This window comes from Arthrobacter sp. Dra40 (assembly GCF_059091905.1).
Map to the genome: position 1 here is coordinate 218,260 of NZ_JBNHHB010000001.1, position 18,546 is coordinate 236,805.

19 protein-coding genes are annotated in these 18,546 nt (G+C 66.9%); 8 read left to right on the forward strand and 11 right to left on the reverse strand.

The window, feature by feature from the left end; translation table 11 throughout:
• The first annotated feature begins 40 nt into the window (after nucleotides 1-40).
• Nucleotides 41-445: a hypothetical protein gene (locus AC5RWT_RS01135; RefSeq protein WP_494078780.1), complete on the forward strand. Its 405-nt coding sequence runs from the start codon at nucleotides 41-43 to the stop codon at nucleotides 443-445.
• On the opposite strand, the gene AC5RWT_RS01140 is transcribed toward AC5RWT_RS01135, so the two are convergent.
• Both AC5RWT_RS01140 and AC5RWT_RS01145 read right to left on the reverse strand, forming a co-directional pair.
• Nucleotides 442-1,080, reverse strand: a complete 639-nt coding sequence (locus AC5RWT_RS01140) for a potassium channel family protein (protein ID WP_494044886.1) — start codon at nucleotides 1,078-1,080, stop codon at nucleotides 442-444. The two genes, AC5RWT_RS01135 and AC5RWT_RS01140, sit on opposite strands and share 4 nt — an antisense overlap.
• Before the next feature lie 52 nt (nucleotides 1,081-1,132).
• Nucleotides 1,133-2,560: a TrkH family potassium uptake protein gene (locus tag AC5RWT_RS01145; RefSeq protein ID WP_494078781.1), complete on the reverse strand. Its 1,428-nt coding sequence runs from the start codon at nucleotides 2,558-2,560 to the stop codon at nucleotides 1,133-1,135.
• A 172-nt stretch (nucleotides 2,561-2,732) separates the two neighbouring features.
• On the opposite strand from AC5RWT_RS01145, the gene AC5RWT_RS01150 reads away from it, so the two are divergent.
• Nucleotides 2,733-3,725, forward strand: a complete 993-nt coding sequence (locus AC5RWT_RS01150) for a universal stress protein (RefSeq protein WP_494078782.1) — start codon at nucleotides 2,733-2,735, stop codon at nucleotides 3,723-3,725.
• Here the strand turns inward: AC5RWT_RS01150 and AC5RWT_RS01155 are convergent.
• On the reverse strand, nucleotides 3,722-4,060 hold the full coding sequence (locus AC5RWT_RS01155) for a GYD domain-containing protein (RefSeq protein WP_494078783.1): 339 nt from the start codon (nucleotides 4,058-4,060) through the stop codon (nucleotides 3,722-3,724). The genes AC5RWT_RS01150 and AC5RWT_RS01155 overlap by 4 nt on opposite strands.
• Nucleotides 4,061-4,103: 43 nt before the next feature.
• Nucleotides 4,104-5,678, reverse strand: a complete 1,575-nt coding sequence (locus AC5RWT_RS01160; protein WP_494078784.1) for an FAD-dependent monooxygenase — start codon at nucleotides 5,676-5,678, stop codon at nucleotides 4,104-4,106.
• 125 nt (nucleotides 5,679-5,803) lie between these two features.
• Between AC5RWT_RS01160 and AC5RWT_RS01165 the strand changes: the two genes are divergently transcribed.
• The 5 genes from AC5RWT_RS01165 (at nucleotide 5,804) to galK (ending at nucleotide 11,109) form a co-directional block, all read left to right on the forward strand.
• Entirely contained in the window at nucleotides 5,804-7,315 is a 1,512-nt protein-coding gene (locus AC5RWT_RS01165; protein WP_494078785.1) for a SulP family inorganic anion transporter, read from the forward strand.
• Nucleotides 7,316-7,432: 117 nt separating this feature from the next.
• Nucleotides 7,433-7,807, forward strand: a complete 375-nt coding sequence (locus tag AC5RWT_RS01170) for a TraR/DksA family transcriptional regulator (RefSeq protein WP_494044499.1) — start codon at nucleotides 7,433-7,435, stop codon at nucleotides 7,805-7,807.
• 127 nt (nucleotides 7,808-7,934) lie between these two features.
• Nucleotides 7,935-8,723, forward strand: a complete 789-nt coding sequence (locus AC5RWT_RS01175; protein ID WP_494078786.1) for a DeoR/GlpR family DNA-binding transcription regulator — start codon at nucleotides 7,935-7,937, stop codon at nucleotides 8,721-8,723.
• Nucleotides 8,720-9,901, forward strand: a complete 1,182-nt coding sequence (gene galT, locus AC5RWT_RS01180; protein ID WP_494078787.1) for a galactose-1-phosphate uridylyltransferase — start codon at nucleotides 8,720-8,722, stop codon at nucleotides 9,899-9,901. The genes AC5RWT_RS01175 and galT overlap by 4 nt, the downstream gene beginning before the upstream one ends.
• Complete coding sequence (gene galK, locus AC5RWT_RS01185) at nucleotides 9,898-11,109, forward strand: galactokinase (protein WP_494078788.1); 1,212 nt, start codon at nucleotides 9,898-9,900, stop codon at nucleotides 11,107-11,109. The genes galT and galK overlap by 4 nt, the downstream gene beginning before the upstream one ends.
• Nucleotides 11,110-11,115: 6 nt before the next feature.
• Here galK and AC5RWT_RS01190 read toward each other — a convergent pair whose 3' ends face one another.
• Nucleotides 11,116-11,751 (reverse strand): prepilin peptidase, encoded by a 636-nt coding sequence (locus AC5RWT_RS01190; RefSeq protein ID WP_494078789.1) that lies wholly within the window; start codon nucleotides 11,749-11,751, stop codon nucleotides 11,116-11,118.
• Nucleotides 11,752-11,959: 208 nt separating this feature from the next.
• On the opposite strand from AC5RWT_RS01190, the gene AC5RWT_RS01195 reads away from it, so the two are divergent.
• Entirely contained in the window at nucleotides 11,960-12,730 is a 771-nt protein-coding gene (locus tag AC5RWT_RS01195) for a response regulator transcription factor (protein WP_494078790.1), read from the forward strand.
• Here the strand turns inward: AC5RWT_RS01195 and AC5RWT_RS01200 are convergent.
• From AC5RWT_RS01200 to cpaB, 6 genes are all read right to left on the reverse strand, one after another.
• Nucleotides 12,681-13,190, reverse strand: a complete 510-nt coding sequence (locus AC5RWT_RS01200; protein ID WP_494078791.1) for a hypothetical protein — start codon at nucleotides 13,188-13,190, stop codon at nucleotides 12,681-12,683. The two genes, AC5RWT_RS01195 and AC5RWT_RS01200, sit on opposite strands and share 50 nt — an antisense overlap.
• A gap of 105 nt (nucleotides 13,191-13,295) precedes the next feature.
• Nucleotides 13,296-14,177, reverse strand: coding sequence for a type II secretion system F family protein (locus AC5RWT_RS01205; protein ID WP_494078792.1), 882 nt, complete (start codon nucleotides 14,175-14,177; stop codon nucleotides 13,296-13,298).
• Nucleotides 14,178-14,205: 28 nt separating this feature from the next.
• Entirely contained in the window at nucleotides 14,206-15,144 is a 939-nt protein-coding gene (locus AC5RWT_RS01210; RefSeq protein ID WP_494078793.1) for a type II secretion system F family protein, read from the reverse strand.
• Entirely contained in the window at nucleotides 15,141-16,628 is a 1,488-nt protein-coding gene (locus tag AC5RWT_RS01215; RefSeq protein WP_494078794.1) for a TadA family conjugal transfer-associated ATPase, read from the reverse strand. The genes AC5RWT_RS01210 and AC5RWT_RS01215 overlap by 4 nt, the downstream gene beginning before the upstream one ends.
• On the reverse strand, nucleotides 16,625-17,821 hold the full coding sequence (locus AC5RWT_RS01220) for a CpaE/TadZ family protein (protein ID WP_494078795.1): 1,197 nt from the start codon (nucleotides 17,819-17,821) through the stop codon (nucleotides 16,625-16,627). The genes AC5RWT_RS01215 and AC5RWT_RS01220 overlap by 4 nt, the downstream gene beginning before the upstream one ends.
• The gene (gene cpaB / locus AC5RWT_RS01225; RefSeq protein ID WP_494078796.1) at nucleotides 17,818-18,543 is read right to left on the reverse strand and encodes a Flp pilus assembly protein CpaB; all 726 of its coding nucleotides are present in this window, start codon (nucleotides 18,541-18,543) and stop codon (nucleotides 17,818-17,820) included. Before cpaB ends, AC5RWT_RS01220 begins: the two co-directional genes overlap by 4 nt.
• Between the last annotated feature and the right edge of the window lie 3 nt (nucleotides 18,544-18,546).

An 18,546-nucleotide genomic window follows, 5' to 3' on the forward strand; every position in this document is an offset into this window, starting at 1 on the left:
TTTTCCCCGGAGAATCCGCAGCGTGGCATACGATCTGTCCATGCCAGATCTTGCCACGTCCGTCGGATTGGTCACCGAAGTGCTGACGTGGGCTGCGCTGGTTCCGGGCGTGCTGCTGCTGTTGGTGGCCGCGGTGCTGCGGCTGGCCGGGATCCGGTGGCACAGCGCCGACGGCGTGGCGTTCGACGACGGACGCCGCCGGGGCGTGCGCTGGTTCGATACCCGCCACGGGTTCCTGGAAGGTGTTTTCCCTGCCGGAACAAGCGCCGACGTGGCGGCCGGATCGGACGTGCTGGTCTATTACGACGCTCGCCGGCCCGACCGGTGGCAGGTGTCCGAACCGGAGCCGCCGGGCAGGATTGTGCTGCTGCTGGGCAAGATCCTTACTGCGGTTGGCGTCCTGTCCGCCGTGGTCGGGTTGCTTGCCATGGTGCTTGCCGGCTAGACGAGGGCGCTGAAAGCCTCCGCCTTGTCCTTGCTGCCCTGCACGATGATCTGGTCGTCGTCGTACAGCACGGTCTGCCCGGTGGTGTGCTCCCACACGCCGCCGCGGCGCTTGACCGCCACCACGGTGATGTTGAACTTCGAGCGCAACTGCAGCACCTCGAGCGGCCGGTCTTGGGCGATGGACGGTGGCGAGGTGCGGATCATCACGAAGTTGTCTTCGAACTCCACGTAGTCCAGCATGGCGCCGCGGACCAGATGCGCGATGCGCCTGCCCATATCGTTTTCCGGACGGACCACGTGCTGGACGCCGAGTTGCTCGAGGATCTCCGCGTGTGGCTCGCTGATCGCCTTGGCCCAGATGATGGGCGTGACGAACTTCAGCAATCTGGAGGCGGTCAGGATGCTGGCCTCGATGTCCGTGCCGATGCCCACCACCACCCGGTCGAATTCATGTACGGAGAGCTGACGCAGGACTTCTTCCTTGGTCGAGTCGGCGCGGACCACATGCGTGAGCAGACCGTTGAAAGCCTGCACCTTGTCCTCGTCGTTGTCGATGCCGAGGACCTGGGTGCCTTGGCTTTCGAGTTCACGGGCCACGGCTCCGCCGAAGCGGCCGAGCCCAATAACGGCCATCGCCTGCACTTCACGGCTGCGCTCGTTGGGGCGCGGGAAGAGGGAGTGGGTCCTAGCCAATGAGCGGCCTTTCCTTGGGGTATTCGTACAGGATGGGGCGTTGCCGCAGGGCGAGGGCAGACGCCAGCGTCACCGGACCAAGCCGGCCGATGAACATCAGCGCGATCAGGATGCCCTGGCCGGCCGGCGGAAGGGCGGCGGTGATGCCGGTGGAGAGCCCCACGGTGCCGAAAGCCGAGACCACCTCAAACAGCAGCCGCTCCTGGCCAAAGGGGGCCAGAAACATCAGGGCCATGGTGGCGGCGACCACCACGGCGATGGCCAGCAACACCACCGTGATGGCCTGGCGATGCACCGAGCGGGAGAGGCGCTTGCCGAAGATATTGACCGCGGCGCCGCCGCGTACCTCGGTGTACAGAATAAAGAACAGCACGGCGAAGGTGGTGATCTTCAGCCCGCCCGCGGTCCCGGCCGGGCCGCCGCCGATGAACATCAGGATGTCCATGCCCATCCAAGTCACCGGGTGGAGTTCGGCGATGTCCACGCTGTTGAATCCGGCGGTGCGGGTGATGACCGACTGGAAAAAGCCTGCCAGAATCCGCTCGCCGGGAGGCATGGAGCCTAGGGTCGCCCGGTTGCCCCACTCGACCGCGGTGATGAAAACCGTGCCGAGCACCAGCAGCACGGCGGTGCCGCTGAGAACCAGTTTGGTGTTCATGCTCCAGTGGATGGGGCGGCGGTAGTGGCGGGACACCTCCACCAGCACGGGAAAACCCATGCCGCCGATGATGACCGCCGCGGCGATCGGCAGGCAGACCCACGGGTCGCCCGCGAACCCCATCAGGTTGTCCGAGTACAAGGCGAAGCCGGCGTTGTTGAAAGACGACACCGCATGGAAAACGCCTTCCCAGAGGGCGTGTCCGGGGGAGTAGCCGTAGCCGATGATGAAGCGGAACATCAGGATGACGGCCAAAGCGGCCTCGGTCAGCAGGGAAATGCGCAGGACGCCGAGCAGCACGGCTCGGACATCGCCGAACCCGGCGCTTTTGGTTTCCGCCGCGGCGGAAATGCGGGATCTGAGTCCCAGCCTGCCGGCCAGCAGGACGCCGAGCAGAGCGCCGAAGGACATGACACCGAAGCCGCCCAACTGGATCAGCACCATGATGGCCACTTGGCCGAACGGGGTCCAGAACACCGAGGTGTCGACCACGGCCAACCCGGTCACGCAGACCGCTGACGTGGCCGTGAACAGGGCCTCTAGGAATCCGGCTCCGCCTGCTCCTTGCTTGGCCAGCGGAAGCATCAGGATGCCGGTACCGGCCAGGATGGCCCCGACGAAGCCGAGCACGATCACTTGCGCCGGGTGCTTTGGCGCCCACCGAAGCCGCCGGAGGGCAGATGCGGCCGTTTCCGGCACGCGCTTGACGGTGTGCCGGATGGACGAAGTCACCCTCTGCGGCCAACCGGCCCCGGCTTGCATAGCGGCCAGATTAGCACCGCTTGCGCCCAAGCTTCGTTTTCATGTCTAGCGGAAGCGAAGGGCCGGCTGGAAAGCGGTGCGCGGGGAACGACCTTCGCTGCCCGCCGGACACCCGCCGTCGTCCTTGCTGCCACATCTACTCAGCGCCGTCGGCTTCCCCTAGGGTGGGGGCATGGAAGAGGTCGTCCTGGTGGGATTCGACGGCTCGGAAACCAGTGGCCGGGCACTTGACTGGGCGCTGTCCGAGGCGCTATCCCGGGGCTGGCCGGTGCGGCTGGTCACGGTGGTCTCGACCGCCGGTGTTGACGATCCGCAGGTGGACCACCAGTACCTGGAGACCGCCCGCCGCGGCGGGGAAGATGTGCTGCAGGCCGCGCTGGACCGTGCGGGAGCGCTAGGGCTGCGGGCCGAAGGGCACGTGGTCTCCGGTGACCCGAGCGAGGTGCTGGTGGACGAATCGGCGACCGCTGGGCTGGCCGTGGTGGGCAAACGCGGCCGCGGCGGCTTCGCGGGCCGGCTGTTGGGCAGTGTCTCCTCCGGGCTGGCGGCTCACGGAGAGTGTCCCACGGTGGTGGTGCCGGAGCGCTGGACGCCCGGAACGACGGCGGCTGAAGTCTCCGCCGACGCCGCTGCGGCGCTGCCCGGCGGGCCGGTGCCGTGGCTGGTCCCGTCGCCGCAGGGCGGGACGGACCAGGGATTGCACCCGCCGGATCCCAACGAAAAGTTCAGCTACGCCGGGCAGGTGGTGGTTGGTCTTGATGCCGCCGGCAGCTCCAATCCGGCCTTGTGGGCAGCCGCCGAACTAGCCGGACGGCACGCCATCCCGCTGCGGATGCTGTCCGCCCGCGCGCCGTTCTACCGCGACTCGCTCTGGCTGGACAATGTGGCAGGGGCGCAACGGTTCCGCGAGGAAGTCGCCGCCGAACTGGATGCTGCGCTGGCCAAGGTCCGGGGCCGGTTTCCGGAGCTGGATGCCAGCTGGAATTTCTATCTGAGCAAACCTGCCCAGGTGCTGATCCACGCCACCCGCACCGCCGAATTGATGGTGCTGGGCACGCGCGGCCACGGCGGCTTTCCCGGGCTATTGCTCGGGTCGGTGAGCCAGGCCGTGCTGCACCACGGAATGTGCCCCATGATGGTGGTTCCCAAAGGCGTGGAGGTCTAGCCGGTGCCCGCGGTGCCGGGAGCCCGGTAGCGGACTTCCCCGGCCATGCGCAAGGCATCGATGGTCTCCTCGACGGTCAGCAGCACCGTTGTTTCGAACGAACTCATGGCGCCGCCTCCGCTGATGGCCAGTGCCACAGCGGCCATGGATACGTTGGACGGGGCCTCCCAGACGGTGTAGCCGTCGTGCGCGCCGAAGGCGTACCAGAAGCCGTGAAGCTTCCCGCCGACGGATTCGATGTAGGACTTGGCGGCTTTCCGCCGATCCTCGGGGTTGTTGACCATCCTGGCCCAGGCCTCCGGGGTGTAGCTGAACTTCGATAAATAGAGGGACATCTTGTTCCTTTCGAACGGCTCCGGCCCGCGGCGGGGATGCGGGTCAGACTTTGGCGGACCGGCGTCCGCGCCGCAGCGCCTGGGTGAACGTCGACACGGCGTAGCTGGGCACCGCCTGGGCGGCAACAAATCCGTCCGGCCGCACCAAGTACAGTTGCTCCGGATCCAGCGTGGTGTTCCCGTAGCGCGGCAGCACGTGAATGGTCAGCCCCAGCGCTGACTGCACATGATTGACGACGGCGGGGCCCGGCTCACCGTAGGAGTGCACCTGCCACTGCAGGCTGCGCAGCGTCTCGAAGTTGCTGCCCGCGTACGGCAGCCGCCGTCCGACGACCTTGCCGCGCCGGCCTCCGGCCGCTTCCTTCGCTTCCGGGGACATCCAGTAGTGGATCCTTGTCTGCGAAATGTAGCCGAACATGCGGGAAGCGCCCCGCGACCGCGGCACCACCCGTGTAACCACCGGGATGAGGAACTGCAGCGCCCACTTCCGGGCGGCGACGGCCCAGGGCGCGGTGGACGTGACGAACCCGAAGACCCGGTCCGTGGTCTGCAGCAGCCGCACCGCGACCGGCCGCCGCTCGGCCTGGTAACGGTCCAGATAGGAGTCCGCGGCCCGGCCGCGCAGGACGTCGTCGAACTTGAACGCCAGATTGTGGGCGTCCTGCAGCCCGGTGTTCATGCCCTGCGCGCCCACGGGGGAGTGAACGTGCGCGGCGTCCCCGGCGAGGAACACCGGGCCGTCGCGGAACTGCCCGGCGATCCGGTGATGCACGCGGTAGGTGGAGAACCAATTCGAGCCGCCGAAACCGACGTTGAATTTCTGGGCCAGACGCTTCCGGATGGCCTCCTCCGAAACGTCCGCACCGCCGTCGTTGTTCTGTCCCTGGGTGGCGACTGAGGCATCGCTGACCACGCCGATGAGCCGCTCGTGGCCGGAACCCGTCATGGGGAAACCCAGCAGGAATTCGTCGATGCCGGCGCGGACGTTGACCGAATCAGGCGACAGGCCGCGGACGTCGGTGGCATCGCAGACGAAGAACGTGTGCGGACTGGTGGAGCCTTCGAAGGCGATGCCGCGGCTGGCGCGCACGGTCGACGAGGCCCCGTCCGCCCCGACACAGTAGCGGGCGCGGACCGAAGCCTCGCCGGCCGGTCCCGTCAGTGTGGCCCGGACGGGGTGGTCAAAATGCGCGCCGCCGTCCTCCAGCTCCAGCTCGGCCAGCCGGCACTCCCAGAGCACTTGGCCGCCCAGTGCCTTCAGGTTCCGCAGCAGCAACTCTTCGTTCTTGCTCTGTTCGTAGAACATGATGCCCGGGAAAGGCGTGATGCCACGGCCCATCCGGCCCAGCGGGACGCGGCCGCGCGGCCTCGGCCCGAATCCCATGATGATGGCCTCCGCCAGGTTTCCTTCAGCCACAATCGTTTCCGCTAGGTCCAGCTGGTCGTAGATTTCCATGCTGCGCGCTTGCACGCCCAAAGCCCGCGATTCGCGGGTGGGACCCGATTTGCCGTCGGCGATGATGTGCTTGATGTCCAGCTTGGCCAGCCAGTTGGCGAGCATGAGCCCGGTGGGGCCGGCCCCGATGATCAGCACGTCGGTCTGCAGTTCGGCTGTCATGGCGCTACCTCCTGAACCGAGGGTACCGCTGGCGATGCGGCAGCGGCAGAGGGATGGCTGACCTGATGGGCAGGGGCCGCCGGTAGAATTGATCGGTCCCCCCGCAAGAAGATCGGAGCCCACTGGTGCCCACCACGACCGCGCAGCCGGAACTGACTCCCGAGGAGCGGCAGTCAGTCCTGCGGACGCTCAAATCGCCGCGGCTGCTGAAGACCGAAGTGCTCGGCGGACTGGTGGTTGCGCTGGCCCTGATCCCGGAGGCCATTGCGTTCTCCGTCATCGCCGGCGTGGACCCGCGCATCGGGTTGTTTGCCTCCTTCACCATGGCGGTCTCGATTGCTTTCCTGGGCGGCCGGCCGGCGATGATCTCCGCGGCCACCGGCGCGGTGGCGCTGGTGATCGCCCCGCTGGTGGACAGCCACGGCCTGGATTATCTAGTGGCTGCCGTGATCCTGGCCGGCGTGTTCCAGGTGCTGCTGGCGCTGCTCGGGGTGGCCAAGCTGATGCGGTTCATTCCGCGGCAGGTGATGGTGGGCTTCGTCAACGCGCTGGCCATCCTGGTTTTCATGGCGCAGGTGCCCGAGCTCTTGGGCGTTCCGTGGCTCGTGTACCCGTTGACCGCGTTGGCGCTGGTGCTTGTCTTTGGCCTGCCGAAATTGACCAGCGTGGTGCCCGCGCCGCTGGTGGCGATCGTGGTGCTGACGCTGATCACGGTGTTCGCGTCCGTCACCGTGCCGACGGTGGGGGACAAGGGCGAACTGCCGGACAGTCTGCCCGCACTGTTCTTTCCGCAGGTGCCGCTGACCTGGGACACCTTCGGGGTAATCTTCCCGTATGCCTTGGCTATGGCCTTCGTGGGGCTGCTCGAATCGCTGATGACGGCCAAGCTGGTGGACGACATCACCGATACCCGTTCGTCCAAGACCCGCGAGTCATGGGGACAGGGAGCGGCAAACATCATCACCGGCTTCCTCGGCGGGATGGGCGGCTGCGCGATGATCGGCCAGACCATGATCAACGTTCGGGCCTCGGGGAGCCGGACCCGAATCTCCACGTTCCTGGCCGGAGTGTTCCTGCTGATCCTGGTCGTGGCCCTGGGCGATGTGGTGGCGCTGATCCCGATGGCCGCGCTGGTGGCCGTGATGATCTTCGTGTGCTGGGCAACCTTCGACTGGCACAGCATCAAGCCCTCGACCTTAAAGATGATGCCCAAAAGCGAGACCGCCGTCATGCTGGTCACCGTCGTCGCCACGGTAGCCACCAACAACCTGGCGGTCGGCGTGGGCCTCGGCGTGCTGACCGCCACGGTGCTCTTCGCCAACCGGGTATCGCACTTGGTGACCGTGGAGCGGACGGTGTTGGAACTGAACGGCGAAGAAACGGCCACCTATGTGGTCGACGGCGAATTGTTCTTCGCGTCCTCGAACGACCTCTACACCCAGTTCGACTATGCGTTGGACCCGAACCAGGTGGTCATCGACATGCACGCCTCCCATCTCTGGGATGCCTCCACCGTGGCGGCGCTCGATGCGATCACCGAGAAGTACCGCCAGCACGGAAAGAATGTGCAGATCATCGGGCTGAACTCCGCCAGCGTGGCCATGCGCGAGCGGATGGCCGGCAAGCTGAACGGCTGACCCGGCCCAACTGGCCGGCCTTTTGGCCGGGTGACCGCGCCGCGCCTGCGGCAACGGCGTATTCTAGGGGCACTCCGGTTCGGATCCTGCCGGAGGGCGCGACGATGGGAGGCCAGCATGAGCGACCAGCTAACCCAGGACGAGGTGGAGCATTTCGCTGCCTTGCTGGACGCTCGGGAGGCGTCCGACCGGGCACAAGTTGAACGTCTCACCGTGGACATAGCGGAAGTCACCGCGGCGACCCGCGACATCCCGGCTGACGACGAACATGACCCCGAGGGATCGACGGCCACGCTGGAACGGGCCCGCGAAGTAGCGCTGCTGGTCAGCACGGAAAAGGCGCTGGCCAACATTTCCGCCGCGCGCGCCCGGCTGGAGGCCGGGACCTATGGCCGGTGTATGTCGTGTGGCAACCCGATTCCGCGCGAACGGCTGGAGATCAGGCCGGAAGCGCAATACTGTGTCACCTGCGCAGCGAAACACCGCCGCTGACCCTCACCCGGGAAAGCACGACGCCGGTGCCCGCCTTCCGCAGGCGAGGGCACCGGCGTCGTTGTGCGTCCCTGTGCTACTTTGAGGGATAAAGTGCGGATTTGATCGATCTGTGGGAGGCCCGTCCATGTTGGCACCGGAACGGCGGCGCTATCTGCTGCAGGAACTCAGCGTCCGCGAAACCGTGCGCGTCTCCGAGGTGGCCCACACGCTGAAGGTCTCCGAGATGACCGTGCGACGGGACATCGATGCGCTGGACGGCGAAGGAGTGCTGCGCAAGGTCCACGGCGGCGCCACCAGGCTGCGCGGCACGCAGGAGGCGGAACCGGGATTCAGCGTGAATCTGGGCAGGCAGCGGCAGGCGAAGCTGGCCATCGGCCGGGCTGCCCGGGAACTGCTGCGGCCCGGCGCCACGATCGCCATTTCGGCCGGCACCACCACGTATTGCCTGGCCGGCCTGCTCACGGGACTGGAGGGGCTGACTGTGGTCACGAACTCGCTGACCGGGGCGGACGTGGCCCGGCGCTCCACCGGCGGCGAGGCGACGGTGATCCTGACCGGTGGCGAGCGCACGCCGTCCGAGGCGTTGGTGGGTCCCGTTGCCACGTCGGCGATCCGGTCGCTGCACGTGGACATCTGCTTTCTGGGTGTGCACGGCATCCACCCCGAGGGCGGACTGAGCACGCCCAACCTGGCCGAGGCGGACACGAACGCCGCGCTCGCGGAGTCGGCCGACCGTCTGGTGGTGCTGGCCGACCACACCAAGTTCGGCATCCGCGCCCTCGCCCCGATCGTCCCGCTGGCCGCGGTGGAAACGCTGATCACCGACGCGGGCATCCCGGACGAGGTCCGCTCAAGCTATGCCGACCTCGGCGTCAACCTGCTGGTGGCCTCCGGAACGGGGGAGCGGGCGTGACGGAACACAACGCGCCCACGGCGGGCACCGCCGTCGTTGTGCCCGAAGGAGAACCGGTCACCGCGGTGACCAGCACCCGGTTGGCGGACGGACGGGAACTGCTGTATTTCGACGACGGCGCGCAGCCGGTTCTGCGGGCCGCGCAGGACACCCGGGATCTCCCCGGGCGGCCGCCGGCCGGGGAGTTGCGCTACGACGTGCTGACCGGGGAGTGGGTGGCGCTGGCCGCGCACCGGCAGACCCGAACGTATCTGCCGCCGGCCGACGCCTGCCCGTTGTGCCCGAGCACGCCCGAGTACGCCTCCGAGATCCCGGCCGCGGATTATCACGTGGCCGTGTTCGAGAACCGGTTTCCCTCGCTTGGCCCGGACTTGCCGACGGTACCGGAACACCCCGAGTGGGGCCGGGCCTACACCGCCGGCGGGCGCTGCGAGGTGGTCTCCTTCACCTCGGCGCACACGGGATCGTTCGGCGGGCTGGAGTTCCGCCGCGTGCGCACTGTGATCGACGCGTGGGCCCACCGGACCGCGGCACTGAGCGCGCTGGACGGGATGGCGCAGGTGTTCTGCTTCGAGAACCGCGGGGCGCAGATCGGCGTGACGCTGCACCACCCGCACGGGCAGATTTATGCCTACTCCTACCTGCCGCCGCGTGGGGCGGTGATGGCGGCGGCCGCACAGCGGCACTTTGCCGCTTCCGGCGGGCGGGAGACGCTGATCGGATCGGTGCTGGCCCGGGAGCGGTCCGACGGCTCGCGGATGCTTCTGGAGGGCGAGCACTTCAGCGCCTACGTGCCCTTCGCCGCGCGCTGGCCGCTGGAGGTGCACCTGGTGCCGCACCGGCAGGTGGCGGACCTGGCCGGGCTCACCGGAGCCGAGCGGGACGAACTGGCGGAGCTGTACCCCCGGCTGCTGGGACGCTTCGACGCGCTCTACGACAGCCCCACGCCCTACATCGCCGCGTGGCACCAGGCGCCCCTGGATCCGGCGCTGCGCGAGTCGGGCTACCTGCACCTGCAGTTGACCTCGCCGCGCCGGGCGGCCGACAAGCTCAAGTACCTGGCCGGTTCCGAGGCCGCGATGGGCGCCTTCATCAATGACACGCTGCCCGAACAGGTCGCCGCGGCGCTGCGCGATGCGGGCAGCGGGAATGGCGCAGGCACCGGGAGCGGGCAATGAGCGCCGACGCCTTGGCCGCCCGCACCGCCGACGCCTTCGCCGCACGGTTCGGCCGCGCGCCCGCGGGCGTGTGGGCCGGCCCCGGACGAGTGAACCTGATCGGCGAGCACACCGACTACAACGGCGGCTTTGTGCTGCCGTTCGCCATCGACAAAATAACGACGGCGGCGCTCGCCGTCCGTGCCGACCGCACCGTTCGGGTTGCCTCCGCCCTGTCCGGGACCGAGGCCGTGGAAGTGGACCTGGACGGCCTGCGTCCGGGCAGCGTGACCGGCTGGGCGGCCTATCCGCTGGGCGTGGCCTGGGCGCTGGAGCAGGCCGGGGTGGAGCTGCCCGGCTTCGACCTGCTGGTGGACTCCGGCGTGCCGGTCGGCGCCGGGTTGTCGTCGTCCGCGGCGCTGGAGTGCGCCGTCGCGGTGGGCCTGACGGAACTGACCGAACTGGGTGAACGGGGTGGCAGGGCCGAGCCGGAGGGCAAGGCCGGGCCGGACCGGGGGTTCGACCGCGCCGGACTGGCCGCGGTCGGACGTCGCGCCGAGAACGAGATGGTGGGCGCCCCCACCGGCATCATGGACCAGTACGCCTCCCTGTTCGGTTCCGCCGGGTCCGCCGTCTTCCTGGACTGCCGCAGCGAAGAGGTCCAGCTGGTACCGCTGGACCTGGACGCCGCCGGCCTGGCCTGCCTGGTCATGGATACCAAGGTGACGCACGCCCATGCCACCGGAGACTATGCCAGCCGCCGCGACTCCTGCAGCCGGGCCGCGGAAGCCTTGGGTATCCCGCTGCTGCGCGATGTGTCGCCCGACCGGCTTTTGGAAGCGCAGCAGTTGCTCGACGATGAGACCTTCCGCCGCGCCCGGCATATCGTGACCGAGAACCAGAGGGTGGTGGAGACCGTTCGGACGCTGCGCGCCGAGGGGCCCGCGGCCATCGGCCCGCTGCTCGAAGGCAGCCACGTTTCCATGCGCGACGACTTCGAGATCTCCTGTCCCGAGCTGGACTTGGCCGTGGATGCTGCCCGGGACAGCGGCGCCCTCGGCGCCCGGATGACGGGCGGGGGATTCGGCGGTTCAGCCACCGCCCTGGTTCCGGCGGGTGACGTGGATGCGGTGCGGGATGCGGTCTTGCGGGCTTTCGCGGCGCGCGGCTTCCGGCAACCCGAGTTGTTCACCGTGCGTCCGGCCGACGGTGCCCGCCGTTTGCTGTAAACCCGTCTACATGACCAGCGGGTTGGTCAGCGAGACCAAGATCGTGGTGGCGATCATCGAGGGTCCGAAGGGGATGTCCGAATCCCGTTTGAGTCTCCGGGCCAGCATGAGCACGATGATGGCCGCGGCGTTGAGCAGGAAAGCTCCCAACAGGACGGCCATCCAGGCGGCAAAGCCTTCGTAGCCTGCGTACAGACCGACCACCGCAGCAAGCTTCACGTCTCCCATTCCGATCCCGCCGGGTTTGGCCAGGGCTGCCAGCAGGAAGAAGGCGAACATCGTCAGCGAGCCCAACAGGGCGGCCATCAACAGCTGCCGCTCGGGGGCAGCTAGGGCTGCGATGACCAGCAGAACCAACGCCAGTCCGAAGAATGGCAAGACCAGGCGGTTGGGCAGCAGCTTGTGCCGTAGGTCGACAGCGGCCAGCAGCAACCCTAGGACGGCAAGTAGGGCGAAAGCAGGTATCTCTGCTGGTTCGCGGATTAAAGCCGTGATGGCGCAGACGGCGCCAGTGGCAGCAGCTAAAGCCCAGCGCCATCCGGCCGGAAGGCTGGTCCTTTTCTCTTGCTGTGCTAGCGGAAAAGCCGACCATCCGGCGACAGCTCCGGCGGCGGCGAGCATCAGCGGTAACACCACCGTCACCGGTGCCACCCGCTGGTCAGGAGGCCTAGTGGCGGGGACAATTCGGGTCTGCGGATAACTGGTCACCCTTTCGTTGCACCGCCACTGGGCATAAGCTCGATAAGTGGAATCGATTAACCTCTAGCAGTATCAGAAATCTGGCCTTCTGCAGAGACCGAAAAGCCCTTAAGGCATCGGTCTCGTCCGGACCGTGAAGGAGGAGATGCAGATGAGTGATCCTGGTGCGGCGGTTGTCATCGAAGACGACGTAGACATCCGCAATCTGGTGTGCGCGGTCCTCCTGCAGTCTGGGTTTGATGTCCATGCTGCAACAAACGGCCGGGAAGGAATTGAAGCGGTTCGACGACGAGTCACCAGCGTGGTCACGCTGGACGTTGCACTGCCCGACATCGACGGCTTTGAAGTGCTCCGCCGCATCCGCCAGTTCAGCAACTGCTACATCGTGATGGTCACCAGTAGGAGTGACGAGCTGGACACGCTGACAGCCCTGCAACTGGGAGCCGACGACTACGTCACCAAACCGTTCCGGCCCCGTGAACTGCGCGCAAGGATCCACGCGATGCTCCGCCGCCCCCGGAATCCACATCCGCTGGAGCTGTCTGCCGTAAGTGCTCCGGTGGCTCCCCTAGCGCCGGCCGCTGACCAGAACCTACTGGAGCACAACGGGCTGGCCCTCGATTCGAACCGGCGCACCGCTTCGCTTGACGGGGACGAGTTGCGCCTGACCAGAAGCGAGTTCAACGTCCTCCAAGAGATGCTGCGCAGCCGGGGTGCTGTGCGGTCCAAGGCCGAGCTCGTCAAGGTCGTTCGCGGCGACTACTACCCCGAAGACTCCTACATCAGCGAAGCCGACGAGCGCGCCATCGAAGTCCACGTGGGCAATCTGCGCCGCAAACTGAAGGAAGACCCGCACCGTCCGCGTTGGCTGGTTACGGTGCGGGGAATCGGTTACCGTCTGGCGCCTGAGCGGCGGGCGTAGCGGAGCGTTCCCCGTCGTCGAGCGCTTTCCGGAGCTCGTTCACAGTCGCCGTGCCGCAGCGATCGACCAGAGGCAGGGCCGCGGTGGCCCCCCTGTAGTCGGCGGCCCGGACCTGGGCTTCCACCTGGCTGGACACGCATGCCAGCTGGCTGGCACCCACCATCATTGACGAGGTCTTGATGCTGAGGACCGCATCAAGGGAATCGGCCCGATCCTGGCTCTCGAGTGCCGTCTCGAGGCACTGGAAGCGTGTGTGCCAGGCATCGGCAAAGTCCCGGACCAATGCCTGTGCGATGCCTGGGTCAGCCAGCCCCTCGCCCAGATCATCGACCACCGATCGGTCAACCAGCGGCAGCATCTGGTGCTGGCCGGTGGGAATCATGACGGCCTCCGGCGCAGACCCAGTCGAATGCAGAGCCATCGGGTCAGTGAGCGGTGGCGGTTGGGGCGGGGTGGACATCTTTCGAGACTACTTTCTGGCTGCTGGAAGTACTCCGGTTCTTCCGGATTCCTTGGCTAATGCTGCGGGTTTGCTGAGGCGGCCAACAACTGGACATCGCAGGAGTCATCCGCCGAGCGTGGCGATGATGTTCAGCGCTGCGGGGCCGAGGAGCGCGATGAAAAGAACCGGGAGAATGCAGAACATCAGCGGGAAGACCACCTTGACCGGGATCTGCATCGCCTTTTCTTCGGCCCGCTGGCGGCGCTTGACGCGCATCTCCGCCGCCTGCGTCCGGAGCACGGCGGAGACGGATACGCCATAGGCATCTGCCTGGATGACGGCGCGGACGAAGTGCTGCAGGTCCTTCGAGGTGGTCCTGCCTGCCAGGGACTCGTAGGCCTCGCGGCGCGACCGGCCTACCTGCATGTCTTGCAGTGCCCGGACCAGTTCGGAGGCCAGCGGCCCCGAGCCATTGTGCCCGACCCTGGCCACCGCCGCGTCGAAACCCAGTCCGGCTTCGACCGCGATGGTCATTTGGTCCAAGGTGTCCGGCAACTCTTCGCCGATGACCTGCTGACGCTTCTGCCCGGCGCTGTGCAGCAGCAAATCCGGCAGGAAATATGCGACGACGGCGATGGCCGCCGCCAGCACGAAGCTCCCTGCCGTGGGCGCGGCTGCCAGATAAAAGACGCCGACGGCGATTCCGGCGGCGGCCAGGACGATCTTCGCCATCATGAGCCGTTTCAGCGGCCAGGCTTCCGGCCGGCCGGCAAGGGCCAGTTGGCGTTCCAAACGTGCGGCAAAGCTGCCGGGCGTGAACCTGCGGGCCAAGGCCTCAAAACGGTTGTGGTGTTGGCGTTTGGCGGCACGGGCCCCGGACAAGCCCCGGGTGAGGTTGGCCCGGATAGCGGTCTGCTGAGGGTTCTTGCCGCCGACAATGGACCAGGCCAGCAGCGGGAGCGACAACGACAGGATTGCTGCGGCAATCAACATGATCAACGGCACGGGACGACTCCTTCCAACGGGGCGTGCATTAGAACTTGAAGCTGACGACTTTGCGCAGCCACAGCCCACCGGTGACCAGCAGGCCTGCGCCGACCGCCAGGAGCATGAAGCCCAGCGGGCTCTGGGTGAACTTGTCCAGGTAGCCCGGGCTGGCCGCCAGCAGGAAGCCACCCAGAGCGAACGGCAGAACCATCAGCACCAAGGCCGAGATCCGGCCCTCGGCGCTGAGCGCCTTGACCTGGCCCCGGATTTGGGAGCGCTCGCGGATGGTGCCGCTGACCTGGTCCAGGACCTCGGCCAGGTTGCCACCGACCTCGCGGTGGATATCGATTGCCTGGGCCACCCAGTGGAAATCCTGGCTGCCCATGCGGTCGGCGGTGTCGCGGAGGGAATCGCCGAGGTCGCGTCCCAACCGGGTTTCGTTGATCACGCGCCGGAGCTCTTGGGATGTCGGGGCCGGGGATTCGGTGGATACCGCATCCACGGCACGCAGCAGGCTGTGTCCCGCGCGCAAGCCACTGGCCAGCAACTGCAGCGAGTCGTCGAGTTGGTCCGCGAACGCCGCCCGCCGCCGACCTGCCCGGATAACCAGCAGCGCCTTGGCGGCAGCGGGGGCGGCAGCGGCCAGCAGCAGGGCCGCCACCGGACCGGCCAGCAGTAGTCCCAGCGCTGCCCCGGCCGCGGAACCGGCAAGGACCATGACCACTAGTTCGGCCGGAGCCAGCGTCAGCCCGGCCGCCTCAATGGCAGCAGCCAGGCCCGAGGCCTCCCGGCGGCGAGCCAGCACTCCTTCGATCATGGCGGTGGTCCGCGCGGCCAGGGTGCTCAGGCCGGAGCTGGCCGGTTTGGCCGCACCCCGGCGGGAGGCCGCTAACCGTACCGATCGGACGCCGAGCACCGTCGTGGCCAGCAGCGCCAAAGCTCCGTAGCAGAGCAGGATGCCGGCAATCAGCAGGGCCGGGCTCATCGGATTGCTCCCTTGGTCCGCGCTGGTCCGGCCGGTTCGAAGATTTGGGCAGGCAGTTCAATGCCCAGTTCACGGAAGCGGTCGGTGAACCGCGGCCGCACCCCGGTGGGAACCGGCTTCCCTAGGAAACGGCCATTGGCATCAACGCCGGCGCTGTAATCGAACACGAAGGCGTCCTGCAAGGTGACGATTTCACCCTCCATCCCCTGGACCTCGGTCACGTGCGTGACCCGACGGGTGCCGTCGCGCAGGCGCGTCAGCTGGACAATGACGTCCACCGCCGAGGCAATCTGTTCCCGGATAGCGCGCAGCGGCAGGTCCATGCCGGCCATCAGCACCAGGGTTTCCAACCGGGCAATGGCATCCCGGGGAGAATTGGAGTGGACGGTGGACAGAGAGCCGTCGTGGCCCGTGTTCATCGCCTGGAGCATGTCCAGCGTCTCGCCGCCGCGGACCTCGCCGACAACGATCCGATCCGGACGCATGCGCAGGGAGTTGCGGACCAAGTCGCGGATGGTGATGGCGCCTTTGCCTTCGATGTTGGCCGGGCGGCTTTCCAACCGGACCACATGGTCCTGCTGCAACTGCAGTTCCACGGCATCCTCAATCGTGACGATGCGCTCGCCGGTTGGAATGAAGGAGGAGAGCACGTTAAGCAACGTGGTCTTGCCGGTACCGGTACCGCCGGAGACGATGATGTTCAGCCTTGCCCGGACACAGGCGTCCAGCAGCTTGGCCATCTCCGGTGACAGGGTCCCGAAGCCAATAAGGTCCTGGACTTGGAATGGGTCGGCGGCGAACTTCCGGATGGTCAGGGACGAGCCGTTGACGGCCAGCGGAGGGATAACGGCATTGACACGGGACCCATCCGCCAGCCGGGCGTCGACCAGGGGGGAGGACTCGTCGATCCGGCGTCCGACTCTGGAGACAATGCGTTCAATGACCCGGCGCAGCTGCTCTTCAGACTGGAAACTGGTGGCGCTAAGAGCCAGTTTGCCGCGGTGTTCCACGTACACCATGTCCGGCCCGTTGACCATGATTTCGGAAACGTCAGGGTCTTCCAGCAGTGGCTGCAGCGGACCGTAGCCGAGCACATCGTCGCTGACTTCACGGATCAGGCGCTGGCGTTCCTGGTGGCTGAGCGGAATTTCCTCTTCCTCAACCACCTTGGTCAGCTCCTGCTGCACCAGGTGGTGGAGCTTGTCCTCATCCAGCGAAGAATCCAGTAACCGGGAGCCGATGCGCTCGAACAGGACCGTGCTGGCACGTTCCTTCATCTTCCCCAGGGCATCTTGAGCCGGCGGCTGGTGGGGTGGCTGGGCGCTCCGACTGGGTATGGCGGGCTTCGCAGCGGTCGCACTGGGGGCAGCCGGGACGGCGGACTCGGCCTCGGCCGGAGCCGGAGCTTCCGCAGCCGCGTGGGGCACCATCACGGGCGCGGGGGCAGTGCCGTGGACGGCGTGGAGGCGTTCTGCAAGGTTCATGACTTTCCTCTCCGGTGGCGGGCGCTGCGCTGGAGGGCGCGGGTTTGGACGGGGGCAAAACGGTTGACGATCTTCTGCAGCGTGCGGGCGGCAGGATCACGCGGGGCGTTCTCGAGCACCGGCACGCCCTGATTGGTCGAAATCCGGACAGCCCGTGTATTGGGGATAACGTCGTCGACTTTGCAGCCGAGCGTCGACTCCACATCGCGGCGGGTCAATCCGTCCCGAGGATCTGCCGCGTTCAGGACGATGTGCCGGGTCAGCGGTTCCATGCCCAGTTGGCGCAGGATTTCAAGCTCTTTGCGGAGGCCGCGGACGCTCGGCACATCCATGCCGCCGACGAAGACATAGTCGGTGGCCCGGTCCAATGCTGCTAGCGTGTGCTCGGATAAGCCGGGGGACGTATCGACGATGACGTGCGCATACTGGCCGGCCAGCTGGTTCAACAGCTGCGACACCTGTTCGGCGGTGATCTCGTCCCCATCCGCCGGCGACAGCGGCGCGCACAGCGCATACACGCCGCTGGAATGCCGGGCCAGATAGGACTTGAGCACCATGTTGTCTTTCTGCGCGCCCGGCTGCACCGCGTCCACCAGGGAATGCTCCGGGTCAAGGCAGAGGGCGCTGGCAACGTCGCCGAATTGCAGGTCAAGGTCCACAATCACGGTCTGCTGCTCAGCTGCGGCCAGTCCGACTGCGAGGTTGGTGGCAACGGTCGTCTTGCCGGCACCACCTTTAGGAGAAACAACGGCGATGACGCGCCCGTCGGTGGACTGACCCTCGACGGACGGTACATTGCGCCGCCGGTGGGTTGCGCTGCGGACCGCCCGGTGGAGCAGTGCGGCAATGTCCCGGACACAGGCAACGGGAGCGACAACGTCCCGGACACCGGCCCGCATAGCGGCCAGGACGACGTCGGCGCTCGCCCCTGCGACGAGCAGCACCGACACCTCGGGCCGCTGCGATTCAAACTCGGCGGCCAAATCCAGTGCTTGTTCAATGGGTAACCCCGTTCCCAACACCACGGCATCCAGTAGCTGCGGATTGGGCAGCACGGAAAGAACATCATTGGGCTCGGTGGGAAGACCTGTCCCGTCCCACAGGTGGGTCTGGCCGGCCAATGATCCGACAGCCGCAGCAGCGAACCGCTGCTCAAAGTCCTGATCGGTGCCGACCAATACGTAGCGGCTCATTCGTACACCTCATCCTTGTCCGCCAAGCGCGTTCCCTTTTCGCTGGCATCAGTCGGCTCCTTCGAGAGCCAGGTGCGGGCGAATTCTTGGGCGTACACGATCTTTTCGGCGTCGGCTGCCGTGATCGCCAGCGTGACCAGCACATTGTTCGCCGGAACCGTTGCCGATGCATCGGACGCTTCCGGGGCGACGGCAACCCCCTGGACTCTGGTTACTAGCACCTTGTGGAGCTCTAGGTGCGTGACCGCTCCAACGTTTCCAGGACCGTCTTCCATGGAGATGAAAACGCCTACCGTGTCTCCGGCTGCCAACTGCCCGCCCACCACGCGCGACGGTTCCAGGGAGATGGTCACCTCTTGCATACCCTTGGGCACGGCCACCGTTCCCGGATCCTGCAGGTCTGCAGGGAGCGCAAAGCGCTCGGACATCAACTGTTCGCCGGCCAGCAGATCCACGGTCGCTACTTGTCCAAACAGCTTCTGCAGGTCCGTCACTACCCCGGCTGCCACGATCTTGGCCGGGATAAGTTCGGTAGAAACGTAGGCGCTGAGCTGTTCGGCCGGGGTGCCGGCGGGAACTGGCTCGGCCACGACGAGAACCTCCACGCTTTCAGTGCCCGCCAGTGCTCGCTGATCGGCACCGCCGATGTAGGACAGCACCATCACGGTTCCGACGGCGGCCATCAGCAGGGCGGCCATTGCGCCGATAATTCTTCTTTTCACCGA